This window comes from Streptomyces sp. NPDC058308 (genome assembly GCF_042880275.1).
In the GTDB taxonomy this organism is placed as follows: domain Bacteria; phylum Actinomycetota; class Actinomycetes; order Streptomycetales; family Streptomycetaceae; genus Streptomyces.
This window is the reverse complement of record NZ_JBHVZA010000001.1, coordinates 169,655-184,077: the sequence shown is the minus strand read 5'-3', so window position 1 is coordinate 184,077 and position 14,423 is coordinate 169,655. Positions and strand designations below refer to the sequence as shown.

The 14,423-nt window shown below is 70.6% G+C and carries 13 protein-coding genes; 11 read left to right on the top strand and 2 right to left on the bottom strand.

Going from position 1 to position 14,423, the window contains the following annotated elements; all coding sequences use genetic code 11:
* Positions 1–62 precede the first annotated feature (62 nt).
* Both ACFVYL_RS00540 and galE read right to left on the bottom strand, forming a co-directional pair.
* Positions 63–1,001, bottom strand: coding sequence for a cation diffusion facilitator family transporter (locus tag ACFVYL_RS00540; RefSeq protein WP_389712074.1), 939 nt, complete (start codon positions 999–1,001; stop codon positions 63–65).
* Between the two features lie 177 nt (positions 1,002–1,178).
* Positions 1,179–2,162, bottom strand: coding sequence for a UDP-glucose 4-epimerase GalE (gene galE / locus ACFVYL_RS00535; RefSeq protein ID WP_389712073.1), 984 nt, complete (start codon positions 2,160–2,162; stop codon positions 1,179–1,181).
* A gap of 302 nt (positions 2,163–2,464) precedes the next feature.
* Between galE and ACFVYL_RS00530 the strand changes: the two genes are divergently transcribed.
* From ACFVYL_RS00530 to ACFVYL_RS00480, 11 genes are all read left to right on the top strand, one after another.
* Positions 2,465–4,276 (top strand): DUF5941 domain-containing protein, encoded by a 1,812-nt coding sequence (locus tag ACFVYL_RS00530; RefSeq protein ID WP_389712430.1) that lies wholly within the window; start codon positions 2,465–2,467, stop codon positions 4,274–4,276.
* Complete coding sequence (locus ACFVYL_RS00525; RefSeq protein WP_363249683.1) at positions 4,273–5,010, top strand: phosphocholine cytidylyltransferase family protein; 738 nt, start codon at positions 4,273–4,275, stop codon at positions 5,008–5,010. The genes ACFVYL_RS00530 and ACFVYL_RS00525 overlap by 4 nt, the downstream gene beginning before the upstream one ends.
* A complete protein-coding gene (locus ACFVYL_RS00520) occupies positions 4,998–6,065 on the top strand; it encodes an iron-containing alcohol dehydrogenase family protein (RefSeq protein ID WP_389712072.1) in 1,068 nt (355 codons plus the stop codon). The genes ACFVYL_RS00525 and ACFVYL_RS00520 overlap by 13 nt, the downstream gene beginning before the upstream one ends.
* The gene (locus ACFVYL_RS00515; protein ID WP_389712071.1) at positions 6,043–6,822 is read left to right on the top strand and encodes a CDP-alcohol phosphatidyltransferase family protein; all 780 of its coding nucleotides are present in this window, start codon (positions 6,043–6,045) and stop codon (positions 6,820–6,822) included. Before ACFVYL_RS00520 ends, ACFVYL_RS00515 begins: the two co-directional genes overlap by 23 nt.
* Positions 6,823–6,839: 17 nt before the next feature.
* Positions 6,840–7,712 carry a glycosyltransferase family 2 protein gene (locus ACFVYL_RS00510; protein WP_389712429.1) on the top strand — a complete coding sequence of 291 codons (873 nt, stop codon included), beginning with the start codon at positions 6,840–6,842 and terminating at the stop codon, positions 7,710–7,712.
* Positions 7,713–7,807: 95 nt separating this feature from the next.
* Positions 7,808–8,746: an ABC transporter permease gene (locus tag ACFVYL_RS00505; RefSeq protein ID WP_389712070.1), complete on the top strand. Its 939-nt coding sequence runs from the start codon at positions 7,808–7,810 to the stop codon at positions 8,744–8,746.
* Positions 8,739–9,524, top strand: a complete 786-nt coding sequence (locus ACFVYL_RS00500; protein ID WP_389712069.1) for an ABC transporter ATP-binding protein — start codon at positions 8,739–8,741, stop codon at positions 9,522–9,524. Before ACFVYL_RS00505 ends, ACFVYL_RS00500 begins: the two co-directional genes overlap by 8 nt.
* Before the next feature lie 349 nt (positions 9,525–9,873).
* Positions 9,874–10,767 carry a squalene synthase HpnC gene (gene hpnC, locus ACFVYL_RS00495; RefSeq protein WP_389712068.1) on the top strand — a complete coding sequence of 298 codons (894 nt, stop codon included), beginning with the start codon at positions 9,874–9,876 and terminating at the stop codon, positions 10,765–10,767.
* Positions 10,764–11,714 (top strand): presqualene diphosphate synthase HpnD, encoded by a 951-nt coding sequence (gene hpnD / locus ACFVYL_RS00490; protein ID WP_389712067.1) that lies wholly within the window; start codon positions 10,764–10,766, stop codon positions 11,712–11,714. Before hpnC ends, hpnD begins: the two co-directional genes overlap by 4 nt.
* 124 nt (positions 11,715–11,838) lie before the next feature.
* Complete coding sequence (gene hpnE / locus ACFVYL_RS00485; protein WP_389712428.1) at positions 11,839–13,248, top strand: hydroxysqualene dehydroxylase HpnE; 1,410 nt, start codon at positions 11,839–11,841, stop codon at positions 13,246–13,248.
* Positions 13,245–14,378, top strand: a complete 1,134-nt coding sequence (locus ACFVYL_RS00480) for a polyprenyl synthetase family protein (protein ID WP_389712066.1) — start codon at positions 13,245–13,247, stop codon at positions 14,376–14,378. The genes hpnE and ACFVYL_RS00480 overlap by 4 nt, the downstream gene beginning before the upstream one ends.
* Positions 14,379–14,423: the final 45 nt, after the last annotated feature.

Below are 14,423 nucleotides of genomic sequence, written 5' to 3'. Positions count from 1 at the left end.
TCCGGCCACATTAACACCGAAGGTGACCACGGCGTCGTACACCGGAGCGGTGGGGCCGGGGTTCAGTGGCAGAGCTTCGCCTCGTGCTCCGCGTGTCCGCTCGGCTCCAGTTGGAAGGTGCAGTGCTCGACGTCGAAGTGGTCGCCCAGGCAGCCCTGCAGCTCGTGCAGCATCTTCTCGTGGCCGATGGAGTCGAGGGTGTAGGAGCTCACCACCACGTGTGCGGAGAGCACCGGCATGCCCGAGGTGATGGTCCAGGCGTGCAGGTCGTGGACCTCCTCGACGCCCGGCAGCTCGAGTATGTGGGCCCGCACCTCCGCCATGTCGACTCCCTTGGGGGCCGACTCCAGGAGCACGTTCAGGGTTTCCTTCAGGAGCTTGACCGTACGCGGGACGATCATGAAACCGATGACGAGCGAGGCGATCGGGTCGGCGGCCTGCCACCCGGTGGCCATGATGACGACGGCGGCGATGATGACCGCGACCGAGCCGAGGGTGTCCGCGACGACCTCCAGGAAGGCGCCCCGCACATTGAGGCTGTCCTGCTGGCCGCGCATCAGCAGCGACAGCGAGATCATGTTCGCGACGAGGCCGAAGACGCCGAAGTAGACGGCGAGGCTGCCCTCGGTCTGCGCGGGTGTGATGAACCGCTCGACCGCCTCGTACAGCACGTAGCCGCCCACGCCGAGCAGCAGCAGACAGTTGGCGAGCGCGGCGAGTATCTCCGCGCGGGCGTAGCCGAAGGTGCGGTTCTCGGTGGGCGGCCTGTTCGCGAAGTGGATCGCGAGCAGGGCCATGCCGAGGCCAAGGGCGTCGGTGGCCATGTGCGTCGCGTCCGCGACGAGCGCGAGCGAGTCCGCCATGACGCCGCCCACGATCTGGGCCACCATCACCGTGAGCGTGATGGCGAGGGCTGTACGGAGCCGGCCCTTGTAGGCGTTGGCCGCCGTCCCCGTGGCCGGTACCCCGTGTGTGTGTCCGTGATCGTGCCCAGCCCCCATGGAGCCGCCTCCCCAGTGGTCGTCGGTTCTGGCGTTCGCCGGTCGCGCGCCCACAGTGAACTACGGGTGGGGGGTATCTGGCAACGCGGCACTGAACACCGTTGTCATCTCCCTGACCTGCGAAAACGGCAACGATTGCCGTCTGGGGGAGGGGTGCAGGTCAGAGCGTCGAAACGATCAGCCGCGGACCGCTCCGGGGTGGTGCAGACACCAGCCCGCCCAGGCGGACTCGACCATCTCGCGCACCCCGCGCCGGGCCGTCCAGCCGAGCTCCTCGGCCGCCCGGCGGGCGTCGGCCACGGCGCGCGGGGCGTCGCCGGGGCGGGCCGGCTCCACCAGCGCGGGCCGGGTGTCCCCGCTCACCTCGCCGATGAGGGTGACGAGTTCGCGTACGGAAACGCCGCGCCCCCGCCCGATGTTCACCGTCAGATCGCCCCCGGCGCCCGCCGCGAGCCTGCGGGCCGCCGCGAGATGGGCCTCGGCGAGGTCGCAGACGTGCACGTAGTCACGGACGCAGGTGCCGTCCGGCGTCGGATGGGTGTCGCCGAAGATCCGCGGCGCCTCGTCGCGCCGCAGCCGGTCGAAGACCATCGGGATCACGTTGAAGACCCCGGTGTCCGCGAGCTCGGGGGAGGCGGCGCCCGCCACGTTGAAGTACCGCAGGCAGACGGTCCCGATGCCGTGCGCCCGCCCCGCCGCCCGCACCAGCCACTCACCGGCGAGCTTCGTCTCGCCATAGGGGCTGACCGGAACGCAGGGAGTGTCCTCCCGTACGAACTCCGCGTCCGGCGGATTCCCGTACACCGCGGCCGACGAGGAGAACACGAACCGCTCGATGCCGGCCTCGGCCACCGCTTCGAGCAGCGTCGTCAGGCCTCCCAGGTTCTCCCGGTAGTAGCGCAGCGGCTGCTCCACCGACTCCCCGACCTGCTTGCGGGCCGCGAGATGCACCACACCGGTGACCCCGTACTCGGCGAAGACCCGGCGCAGCAGCGCCCCGTCCAGCGAGGAGCCCTTCACGAGGGGCATGTCCGCGGGCAGCCGCCGCGGAACGCCCGACGAGATGTCGTCCAGTACGACGACGCCTTCCCCGGCACCGGCCATGACCCGCGCCACATGGGCCCCGATGTATCCCGCTCCACCTGTGATCAGCCATGTCATGGGCGCCCACCCTAAGCGAACGCGCCGAGGCGAACGCACCACGTGGACAGGTGGTCGCTATGCGGGGCAAGCCGGGCGCGGGGCGGGCGCGGTTTGTGGCCGCGGCCCCCCATCCACCATGATGATCGCGAAGCCGAGGCCCTCGCAGGCCGCCCTTATCGGGGCGTGAACGGGCGATGAACGCCCGCTTCCCCTCATCCGATAGCCTCAGCCGACGTGCCGCCCGGCCGCCATGGCCAGGGGCGTTCCCCTTACGCATGTGCCCGGCGCGAGCCGCGCCGGTACTCAAGGAGTGAGTTCGTCTGTCGACCGCCATCCTCACCGGTCAGCCGGTCCCCGGGTCGCCGCTCGAAGGCGATCTGCGGTCCCTGGGCTTCGACGTGCGGGTCGCCTCCGACGCGGCGGACGTCGAGACGCTGCTCGCCGCCGTGCCGGGCGACCAGCGGGTCGCGGTCGTCGACGCGCGCTTCGTCGGTCACGTCCACGCCCTGCGCCTCGGCCTCACCGACCCCCGCTTCGCCGCCAGCGCCGTCCCCGGCGCCGTCACGGCCAAGCCGGAGGCCCGCACGGAACTGACGCGCGCCCTGCGGGCGACCGCCGCGACCGCGGGCGGCGTCATGACGCTCGACGAGCTCCCGCACGACATCGCGGCGGCCATGGAGTCCGGCGCCGCCGACGTGCACCGCCCCGACCTCGGCACCCTCGTCGCCACCGTGCCCAGCGATCCGCAGGCCCGCAACGAGGCACGCCAGGCCGTCGCCGCCGTCGACGACGAGGCCGTACGCCTGCGCACCGCGGTCAAGTCGCGCGACGGCTTCTTCACGACGTACTGCATCTCCCCCTACTCGCGCTACATCGCCCGCTGGTGCGCCCGCCGGGGCCTCACCCCGAACCAGGTCACCACCGCCTCGCTGCTCACCGCCCTGATCGCGGCGGGCTGCGCGGCGACCGGCACCCGCGGCGGCTTCGTCGCGGCGGGCCTGCTGCTCCTCTTCTCCTTCGTCCTGGACTGCACCGACGGGCAGCTCGCCCGCTACTCCCTGCAGTACTCGACGCTGGGCGCCTGGCTGGACGCGACGTTCGACCGCGCCAAGGAGTACGCCTACTACGCGGGCCTCGCGCTCGGCGCCGCCCGCGGCGGTGACGACGTGTGGGCGCTCGCCCTCGGCGCGATGGTCCTGCAGACCTGCCGGCACGTCGTGGACTTCTCCTTCAACGAGGCAAACTCCGACAGCACGGCCGCGACCGCCAACACCAGCCCCACCGCGGCCCTCTCGGACAGGCTCGACAGCGTCGGGTGGACGGTCTGGCTGCGCCGCATGATCGTGCTGCCCATCGGCGAGCGCTGGGCGATGATCGCCGTGCTCACCGCGGTGACCACCCCGCGCATCACCCTGGTCGTCCTGCTCATCGGCTGCGCGCTCGCCGCCTGCTACACCACGGCGGGGCGCGTCCTGCGCTCCCTGACCCGCAAGGCGACCCGCACCGACCGCGCCGCGCGCGCCCTCGCCGAGCTCGCCGACAACGGCCCGCTCGCCGACGCCTTCGCCGCCCTCAGGCCCCGTACCTGGCTGCGGCCCGCCCCGGTCCTCGCCTTCGTCGGCGGAGCCGTCGTCGTCACCGCGGCCCTGACCACGCCTTACGGCGGTCCCGCCGTCGTGGTCGCCGCCGCGTTCTACGTCGCCCTCTCGGGTCTCGCCCTGATCATGCCCCTCAAGGCCTCCCTGGACTGGCTGGTCCCGCCGTTCTTCCGCGCCGCCGAGTACGGCACGGTCCTGGCGCTGGCGGCCAGGGCCGATGTGAACGGAGCGCTTCCGGCGGCTTTCGGGCTCGTGGCCGCGGTCGCCTACCATCACTACGACACGGTGTACCGCATCAAGGGCGGCACCGGCGCGCCGCCGCGCTGGCTGGTGCGGACGATCGGCGGCCAGGACGGCAGGACCCTCGTGGTCGCGCTGGCCGCGACCTTGCTGCCCGCCACAGATTTCACCGTCGCGCTCACGGCACTCGCCGTGGCCGTGGCACTCGTGGTGCTCGTCGAGAGCATCCGCTTCTGGGTGAACGCCCACAAAGTCGGCGCACCCGCCGTACACGATGAAGGAGAACCCGCATGATCGGCCTCGTCCTTGCGGCAGGCGCCGGACGGCGTCTTCGCCCCTACACCGACACCCTGCCCAAGGCTCTGGTGCCGGTCGACGGTGAGACCACCATCCTCGACCTGACGCTCGGCAACTTCGCCGAGATCGGTCTGACCGAGGTCGCGATCATCGTCGGTTACAAGAAGGAGGCCGTCTACGAGCGCAAGGCGGCGCTCGAGGCGAAGTACGGCCTCAAGCTGACCCTGATCGACAACGACAAGGCCGAGGAGTGGAACAACGCCTACTCCCTGTGGTGCGGCCGTGACGCGATCAAGCACGACGTGATCCTCGCCAACGGCGACACCGTGCACCCGGTCTCCGTCGAGAAGACGCTGCTCGCCGCGCGCGGCAACGGCCAGAAGATCATTCTCGCCCTCGACACGGTGAAGCAGCTCGCCGACGAGGAGATGAAGGTCATCGTCGACGACGCCAAGGGCGTGCAGCGCATCACCAAGCTGATGGACCCCTCCGAGGCCACCGGTGAGTACATCGGCGTCACCCTCATCGAGGGCTCCGCAGCCGACGAGCTCGCCGACGCCCTGAAGACCACCTTCGAGCGCGACCCCGACCTCTACTACGAGGACGGCTACCAGGAGCTCGTCAACCGCGGCTTCAAGGTGGACGTGGCCCCGATCGGCGACGTCAAGTGGGTCGAGATCGACAACCACGACGACCTCGCCAAGGGCCGGGAGATCGCGTGCCAGTACTGACGAGGCTCATCCCCTCGCCGGTCGTCGTCGACATCCGGCCGGGGGCGATCGACGACCTGGCCGGTGTCCTCGCCGACCAGCGGATCTGCTCGTCGACCGGCAAGCTCGCCATCGCCATCAGCGGTGGCTCGGGTGCGGTGCTCCGCGAGCGGCTGATGCCCTCGCTGAGCGGCGCGGAGTGGTTCGAGGTCGGTGGCGGCACGCTCGACGACGCCATCAAGCTCGCCGACGCCATCAGGAAGTCGGGCCGCTACGACGCGATCGTCGGCCTGGGCGGCGGCAAGATCATCGACTGCGCCAAGTTCGCCGCGGCGCGCGTCGGCCTGCCGCTGGTCGCCGTCGCGACGAACCTGTCGCACGACGGTCTCTGCTCGCCGGTCGCGACGCTCGACAACGACGCGGGCCGCGGCTCGTACGGCGTGCCGACCCCCATCGCGGTCGTGATCGACCTCGACATCATCCGCGAGGCCCCGGTCCGCTTCGTCCGCTCCGGCATCGGCGACGCGCTGTCCAACATCTCCGCGATCCGCGACTGGGAGCTGGCCGCCCGTGAGCGCGGCGAGGACATCGACGGCCTCGCGGCCGCCATGGCCCGCCAGGCCGGCGAGGCGGTTCTCCGCCACCCCGGCGGTGTCGGCGATGACGCCTTCCTGCAGGTCCTGGCCGAGGGTCTGGTCCTCACCGGCATCGCGATGTCCATCTCCGGCGACTCCCGCCCGGCGTCCGGCGCGTGTCACGAGATCAACCACGCCTTCGACCTCCTCTTTCCCAAGCGCGCCGCCAGCCACGGCGAGCAGTGCGGTCTGGGCGCGGCGTTCGCGATGCACCTGCGCGGTGCCCGCGAGGAGTCGGCGTTCATGGCCTCGGTGCTGCGCAGGCACGGTCTTCCCGTGCTGCCGGAGGAGATCGGCTTCACCGTGGACGAGTTCGTCCAGGTCGTGGAGTTCGCTCCGCAGACCCGGCCGGGCCGCTACACGATCCTCGAACACCTCGACCTGTCCACCGACCAGATCAGGGACGCATACGCCGACTATGCAAAAGCCATCGGTAGCTGAGCTCCGCCCGGTTGTTCACCCCCCGGGGGTGAAGGACCGGCGCAGCGGCGAACACTGGGCCGGCCGGCTCTACATGCGTGAGGTCTCCCTGCGCATCGACCGGCACCTGGTGAACACGAAGGTCACGCCCAACCAGCTGACCTACGTGATGACCGTGGCCGGCGCCCTCGCCGCCCCGGCCCTGCTGGTGCCGGGGATCACGGGCGCCGTGCTCGGCGTGCTCGCGGTCCAGCTCTATCTGCTGCTCGACTGCGTCGACGGCGAGATCGCCCGCTGGAAGAAGCAGTACTCGATGTCCGGGGTCTATCTGGACCGGGTCGCCGCCTACCTGTGCGACGCCGCGGTCCTGGTCGGCTTCGGTCTGCGGGCCGCCGACATCTGGGGCTCGGGACGCATCGACTGGCTGTGGGCCTTCCTCGGCACGCTGGCCGCGCTCGGCGCGATCCTGATCAAGGCCGAGACCGACCTCGTCGGCGTCGCCCGCCACCAGACGGGCAAGGAGCCGGTCAAGGAGTCGGCGGCCGAGCCGCGCTCCTCCGGCATGGCGCTGGCCCGCAGGGCCGCCGCCGCGCTGAAGTTCCACCGGCTGATCCTCGGTGTCGAGGCGTCGCTGCTGATCCTGGTCATCGCGTTCGTGGACCAGGCCAGGGGCGACCTGTTCTTCTCGCGCCTCGGCGTGGCCGTCCTCGCGGGCATCGCGCTGCTGCAGACCCTGCTCCACCTCGTGTCCATCCTCGTATCGAGCAGGTTGAAGTGAGCACCCCGGCACAGAAGCTGAAGGTCGGCGCCGTCATCATCACGATGGGCAACCGGCCGCAGGAGCTGCGCGCCCTCCTCGACTCGGTCGCCAAGCAGGACGGCGACCCGGTCGAGGTGGTCGTGGTCGGCAACGGCGCCCCCGTGCCCGAGGTCCCCGAAGGCGTACGCACCGTCGAGCTGCCCGAGAACCTCGGCATCCCCGGCGGCCGCAACGTCGGCATCGAGGCCTTCGGCCCCGGCGGCACCGACGTCGACATCCTGCTCTTCCTGGACGACGACGGCCTGCTCGCGAACATGGACACGGCCCAGCTGTGCCGCGAGGCCTTCGCCGCCGACCCGGAGCTCGGCATCATCAGCTTCCGCATCGCGGACCCGGACACGGGGGAGACCCAGCGCCGCCACGTGCCGCGCCTGCGGGCCTCCGATCCGATGCGCTCCTCGCGCGTGACGACCTTCCTCGGCGGCGCCAACGCCGTCCGTACGAAGGTCCTCGCCGAGGTCGGCGGTCTGCCCGGCGAGTTCTTCTACGCGCACGAGGAGACCGACCTCGCCTGGCGCGCGCTGAACGCCGGCTGGATGATCGACTACCGCTCCGACATGGTCCTGTTCCACCCCACGACGGCCCCCTCCCGGCACGCGGTCTACCACCGGATGGTGGCCCGCAACCGCGTCTGGCTGGCCCGTCGCAACCTCCCCGCCCTCCTTGTCCCGGTCTACCTCGGCGTCTGGCTGCTCCTCACGCTCGCCCGACGCCCCTCGGGCCCGGCCCTGAAGGCCTGGTTCGGCGGCTTCAAGGAGGGCTGGACCACGCCCTGCGGACCTCGCAGACCCATGAAGTGGCGTACGGTGTGGCGGCTGACCCGACTCGGTCGACCTCCTGTGATCTGACAAGCTCGGGTCTGAGAGCATTCGGGCCATACCCCGGTCCCTGGCCCACGCCTACGCCCGACCGGCTGCGCATCTGAAGACGAAAGTTTCCACTCGTGAGTGAGACAACGCATGACGGCGGAGTCGCGGTGACCGCGTCTCCGTCGCCCGATGACGGGCTCTCCCGATCCGAACTCGCCGCCAAGTACGGTCTGACCGTCAGCGGCGCCCGGCCCGGACTTTTCGAGTACGTCCGCCAGCTCTGGGGACGACGCCACTTCATCCTCGCCTTCTCGCAGGCGAAGCTGACCGCCCAGTACAGCCAGGCCAAGCTCGGCCAGCTCTGGCAGGTGGCGACACCGCTCCTGAACGCGGCGGTCTACTTCTTCATCTTCGGACTGCTCCTCGGCGCGAGGAAGGGCATTCCGCACGAGATCTACGTGCCCTTCCTGGTGACGGGCGTCTTCGTCTTCACCTTCACGCAGAGCTCCGTGATGGCGGGCGTGCGGGCGATCGCCGGAAACCTCGGCCTGGTCAGGGCCCTGCACTTCCCCCGGGCCTCGCTGCCGATCTCCTTCGCGCTCCAGCAGCTCCAGCAGCTGCTGTTCTCGATGATCGTGCTCGTCGTGATCATGGTGGGGTTCGGCATCTACCCGGCCTTCTCCTGGCTGCTCGTGGTGCCCGCGCTGGCCCTGCAGTTCGTCTTCAACACCGGGCTCGCGCTGATCTTCGCCCGGATGGGCAGCAAGACGCCCGACCTGGCGCAGCTGATGCCGTTCGTGATGCGCACGTGGATGTACGCCTCGGGCGTCATGTTCAGCATCCCCGCGATGCTCGCGGACAAGAAGGACGTGCCCGGCTGGGTCGGGGACGTGCTCCAGTGGAACCCGGCCTCGATCTATATGGACCTGATCCGCTTCGCCCTGATCGACGACTACGGATCCTCCTACCTGCCCCCGCACGTGTGGATCTTTGCCATCGGCTGGGCGGTCGTGATCGGCGCGGTCGGCTTCGTGTACTTCTGGAAGGCTGAGGAGCGCTACGGCCGTGGCTGACGACAAGATCACCGACAAGGGACACATCCCTACCGTCATCGCCGACGAGCTGCACATCGTCTACCGCGTCAACGGCGCGAAGACGGGCAAGGGCAGCGCCACCTCCGCACTGAGCCGCATGCTCCGGCGCGGCGAGGAGCGCGGCGTGCGCAAGGTGCATGCCGTACGCGGCGTCAGCTTCACCTCCTACCGCGGCGAGGCCATCGGTCTGATCGGCTCCAACGGCTCCGGCAAGTCGACCCTGCTCCGGGCCATCGCGGGCCTGCTGCCCGCCGAGAAGGGCAAGGTCTACACCGACGGTCAGCCCTCGCTGCTCGGCGTCAACGCGGCCCTGATGAACGACCTGACGGGCGAGCGCAACGTCATCCTCGGCGGGCTCGCCATGGGCATGTCCCGCGAGCAGATCCGGGAGCGCTACCAGGAGATCGTCGACTTCTCGGGCATCAACGAGAAGGGCGACTTCATCACCCTGCCGATGCGCACCTACTCGTCCGGCATGGCGGCCCGGCTGCGCTTCTCCATCGCGGCGGCCAAGGACCACGACGTCCTGATGATCGACGAGGCCCTGGCCACCGGCGACCGGAAGTTCCAGAAGCGCTCCGAGGCCCGCATCCGCGAGCTGCGCAAGCACGCGGGCACGGTCTTCCTGGTGAGTCACAACAACAAGTCCATCCGCGACACCTGCGACCGTGTCCTGTGGCTGGAGCGCGGCGAGCTGCGCATGGACGGCCCCACCGACGAGGTCATAAAGGAGTACGAGAAGTTCACGGGCAAGTAGCCCGTTCGAGCCATCGGGCGCGCACCCGTTCGGCAGCAGTGCCCCGCCGGGCGGAATCCGGCGGGGCACTGTCGTGGCATGGTGTCTCCCCTGAGCCACATGGGTCACTCAACTCGCGTGCGCCCAGGGAAGATTGAGGCCAATCGGTGTGTTGTTGTGATGCGCCGAACACCCCGACGATGGCTGAGTGGTTGTACAACGTAAGCTGTAGCAGTGCTGATTCGCGGCAAGTGGGGCGATATCGCGCGGAGCCCCGGCTCGGAGCACGGCCCGCCCCGGAGAGGGCTGGGCGGCGTGTCCGAAATAGGATGTATTGGGTCGGCAGTGTAGAACGGGAGATGTGACGGCAATGGCTACGGATGATCTCCAGCTCCGCGATGCATCCGCCGTCCTCGACAAGGCCGCGGACGAGAACTTCCCGGTGGCTCCCTTCTTCCTGCCCCGGGCCTGGCGCGACGATCTCATGGCCGTCTACGGCGTCGTCCGCCTCATCGACGACATCGGCGACAGCGACCTCGCGCCCGGTGCCGCCCATGCCCGCCACCTCGGCCTCGACGGCCCCGGTGACCCGCTGAGCCTCCTGGACGCCGTCGAGGCCGATCTGGGCAAGGTCTTCGACGGCGCCGACCCCGGCCACCCGCTGGTGCGGGCGCTGCGCCCGGCCGTCGAGCGCGGGACCCTGACAGTGGAGCCCTTCCTCGGCCTGCTGGAGGCCAACCGCCAGGACCAGCGCGTCACGCACTACGAGACCTACGACGACCTCGTCGCGTACTGCGCGCTCTCCGCGAACCCGATCGGCCGTCTCGTCCTGGCCATCACCGGTACGGAATCCCCCGAGCGCATCCGCCGCTCGGACGCCGTCTGCACCGGGCTGCAGATCGTCGAGCACATCCAGGACGTCGCCGAAGACCTGCGGCGCGGCCGCATCTACCTGCCGGTTGAGGACATGAAGCAGTTCCACGTGAGCGAGTCAGACCTGTCCCGGCCGACAGCGGGCGCATCGGTGCGCGCCCTGGTCGCCTACGAAACGGAACGCGTCCGGTGCCTCCTGAATGAAGGCACCCCCCTGGTGGGTAGCGTCCACGGCAGGCTGAAGCTGCTGCTGGCCGGATTCGTGGCAGGGGGGAGGGCGGCGGTCCGGGCGATCGTCGCCGCGGGATACGACGTACTGCCCGGACCACCCAGACCCACCAAGCCACGCATGCTGCGTGAGGCGGGTGCAGTTCTGCGAGGAGAGGGGTGAGCCGGGCAGTGGGGTCGGATCCGGGCGTGTCCGCGTCGGTGCTCGCCGCGTACAGCTACTGCGAGGCCGTGACCGGACAGCAGGCGCGCAACTTCGCGTACGGCATCAGGCTGCTGCCGACGCCGAAGCGACGGGCCATGTCCGCGCTCTACGCGCTCTCTCGGCGGGTGGACGACATCGGCGACGGCGGACTCGCGCCGGAGATCAAGACGGCCCGGCTCGACGACACCCGGGCCCTGCTCGCCCGGATCCGCGCGGGCGAGGTGCACGAGGACGACACCGACCCGGTGGCGGTCGCCCTCGCGCACGCGGCGACACACTTCCCGATCCCGATGGACGGCCTCGACGAGCTCATCGACGGCGTCCTCATGGACGTAGGCGGTGGGACGTACGAGACGTGGGAGGACCTGAAGGTCTACTGCCGCTGTGTGGCGGGGGCGATCGGGCGGCTCTCCCTCGGCGTGTTCGGCACCGAACGGGGGGCGCTCCACGCCGAGCGGGCGCCGGAGTATGCCGACACGCTCGGCCTCGCGCTCCAACTGACCAACATTCTCCGGGACGTTCGCGAGGACGCGCAGGACGGGCGGACCTACCTGCCCTCCGACGACCTCGCCAAGTTCGGCTGCGCCGCCGGGTTCGCCGGATCCGAGCCGCCCGCCGGGTCCGACTTCGCGGGCCTCGTCCACTTCGAGGTGCGCCGCGCGCGGGCCCTGTTCGCCGAGGGCTACCGCCTGCTGCCCATGCTTGACCGGCGCAGCGGCGCCTGCGTCGCGGCCATGGCCGGCATCTACCGCAGGCTGCTCGACCGCATCGAGCGCGATCCTGAAGCGGTGCTGCGCGGCCGCGTCTCGCTGCCGGGGCGCGAGAAGGCGTACGTCGCCGTGCGCGGGCTGTCCGGGCTCGACGCGCGGAGCGTGTCACGACAGACCGTCTGGAGGCGTGCGTGATGCGCATCCGGAGTGATCGTGGGACCGCTGGGACGGCGTCCGCAAAGCGGCGGGCAACCCTCCGCTCCGGGGCCGCGTCCCAGACTGCAACGGCCGAAGGGGTGGGTGCGTGAAGAGCGAGGACATGCAGCCCGAAGGGGCTGACGTGGACGCCGAAGGCCGCTCCGAAGGGGCGGCCGCCGTGGTGGTCGGCGGTGGCCTCGCGGGCATCACCGCCGCGCTCGCGCTGGCCGACGCGGGCCTGCGCGTGACGCTGCTCGAAGGACGGCCGCGGCTCGGCGGGCTCGCGTTCTCCTTCCAGCGCGGCGCACTGACCGTCGACAACGGCCAGCACGTCTATCTGCGCTGCTGCACCGCCTACCGGTGGTTCCTCGACCGCATCGAGGGCGCGCACCTCGCACCCCTGCAGGAACGTCTCGACGTGCCCGTGCTCGACGCCGACAAAAACCGGCTCGGGCGACTTCGGCGCACCGCGCTGCCCGTGCCGCTGCACCTGGCGGCGAGCCTGGCCACGTACCCGCATCTGTCGCTCGCCGAGCGCGCCAACGTGGGGCGCGCGGCGCTCGCCCTCAAGGGGCTCGATCCGACCGATCCCGCACTGGACGGCCAGGACTTCGGCAGCTGGCTGGCCCGGCACGGTCAGTCGCCGCGCGCCGTCGAGGCCCTCTGGGACCTCGTGGGCGTCGCGACGCTCAACGCCGTCGCGGGGGACGCCTCGCTGGGGCTCGCCGCGATGGTGTTCAAGACCGGGCTGCTCTCGGAACCGGGCGCCGCCGACATCGGCTGGGCCCAGGTGCCCCTCGGTGATCTGCACGACAAACTGGCCCGCAAGGCGCTCGACGCCGCGGGAGTCCGTACGGAACTGAAGACACGAGTCACCTCCATCTCCCGTACGGACAACGGCGGTTGGCGCGTGGAGGTTCCCGGCGAGACCATCGAGTGCAAAACCGTCGTGCTCGCCGTGCCGCAGCACGAGGCGCACGACCTCCTCCCGGACGGCGCGCTCGACCGGCCCGACCGGCTGCTCGACATCGACACCGCGCCGATCCTCAACATCCACGTCGTGTACGACAGGAAGGTGCTGAAGCGGCCGTTCTTCGCCGCCCTCGGCACCCCTGTGCAGTGGGTATTCGACCGGACCGAGGCGTCCGGTCTCGCCGAGGGGCAGTACCTGGCGCTCTCCCAGTCCGTCGCGCAGAACGAGATCGACGCGCCCGTCGCCGCGCTCCGAGAGCGCTATCTGCCCGAACTGGAGCGGCTGTTGCCCGCGGCGCACGGCGCCGAGGTGCGGGACTTCTTCGTCACCCGCGAGCGCACGGCGACGTTCGCGCCGACGCCCGGTGTCGGCAGGCTCCGCCCCGGTGCCCGCACCAAGGCCCGCGGCCTGTATCTCGCGGGCGCGTGGACCGCCACCGGGTGGCCCGCGACCATGGAGAGCGCCGTACGCAGCGGCATCAGCGCGGCCGAAGCCGCCCTCTCCACCCTCGACCGCCCTCGTGACCACCTCTTCGCGTTCGAGGAGGCGGCGGCGTGAAGCTCGACCATCTGGGGTCAGGTCCCCAGAGAACCAGCACCGGAACAAGAGGAGAAACTGTGCCGACTGTGCCCTCGGCCGAGAAAACGGCTGCCGACACGGTGGACGTGACCTCAACTCTCGAACAAGGAAGGACGCTGGCCACCCCGGTGCTGCGGGCCGCGGTGGACCGTCTGGCGCCGCCCATGGACACCGTGGCCGCCTACCACTTCGGCTGGATCGACGCCGAGGGCAACCCGTCCGACGGCGACGGCGGCAAGGCCGTGCGTCCCGCGCTCGCCCTGCTCTCCGCCGAGGCGGCGGGCGCGCCCCCCGAGGTCGGCGTGCCCGGCGCGGTCGCCGTCGAGCTCGTACACAACTTCTCCCTGCTGCACGACGACCTGATGGACGGCGACGAGCAGCGCCGCCACCGCGACACCGTCTGGAAGGTGCACGGCCCCGCGCAGGCCATCCTCGTCGGCGACGCCCTCTTCGCACTCGGCAACGAGATCCTCCTGGAGCTCGGCACCGTCGAGGCGGGCCGCGCCACCCGCCGTCTCATCACCGCCACGCGCGCGCTGATCGACGGTCAGGCGCAGGACATCAGCTACGAGCACCGCGACCGGGTCACCGTCGAGGAGTGCCTGGAGATGGAGGGCAAGAAAACCGGCGCCCTGCTCGCCTGCGCGGTCTCCATCGGCGCCGTGCTCGGCGGCGCGGACGACCGCACCGCCGACACCCTGGAGAAGTACGGCTACCACCTCGGTCTCGCCTTCCAGGCCGTGGACGACCTGCTCGGCATCTGGGGCGACCCGGAGGCCACCGGAAAGCAGACGTGGAGCGATCTGCGTCAGCGCAAGAAGTCGCTGCCCGTGGTGGCCGCGCTGGCCGCGGGCGGCCCCGCCTCCGAGCGGCTCGGCGAACTGCTCGCCGCGGACGCCAAGAGCAGCGAGTTCGAGAATTTCTCCGAGGAGGAGTTCGCCGCGCGCGCCGCCCTGATCGAGGAGTCGGGCGGCCGCGAGTGGACCGCCAAGGAGGCCCGGCGTCAGCACGCCATCGCCATCGAGGCGCTGGACGGTGTCCGGATGCCGGAGCGGGTGCGGGCGCAGCTCGTCGCGCTCGCCGACTTCGTCGTCGTACGAGAGAGATGAGCGTTATTGCGCGGACATCCGGGAGCTCCGGGGTGTGACCCCCTG

What these genes read in the sequence shown, in the direction of transcription:
- ACFVYL_RS00540 (WP_389712074.1), bottom strand. Translation starts at nt 1,001, where the DNA reads ATGGGGGCTGGGCACGATCACGGACACACACACGGGGTACCGGCCACG.
- galE (WP_389712073.1), bottom strand. Translation starts at nt 2,162, where the DNA reads ATGACATGGCTGATCACAGGTGGAGCGGGATACATCGGGGCCCATGTG.
- ACFVYL_RS00525 (WP_363249683.1), top strand. Translation starts at nt 4,273, where the DNA reads ATGATCGGCCTCGTCCTTGCGGCAGGCGCCGGACGGCGTCTTCGCCCC.
- ACFVYL_RS00515 (WP_389712071.1), top strand. Translation starts at nt 6,043, where the DNA reads ATGCAAAAGCCATCGGTAGCTGAGCTCCGCCCGGTTGTTCACCCCCCG.
- hpnC (WP_389712068.1), top strand. Translation starts at nt 9,874, where the DNA reads ATGGCTACGGATGATCTCCAGCTCCGCGATGCATCCGCCGTCCTCGAC.
- hpnE (WP_389712428.1), top strand. Translation starts at nt 11,839, where the DNA reads ATGCAGCCCGAAGGGGCTGACGTGGACGCCGAAGGCCGCTCCGAAGGG.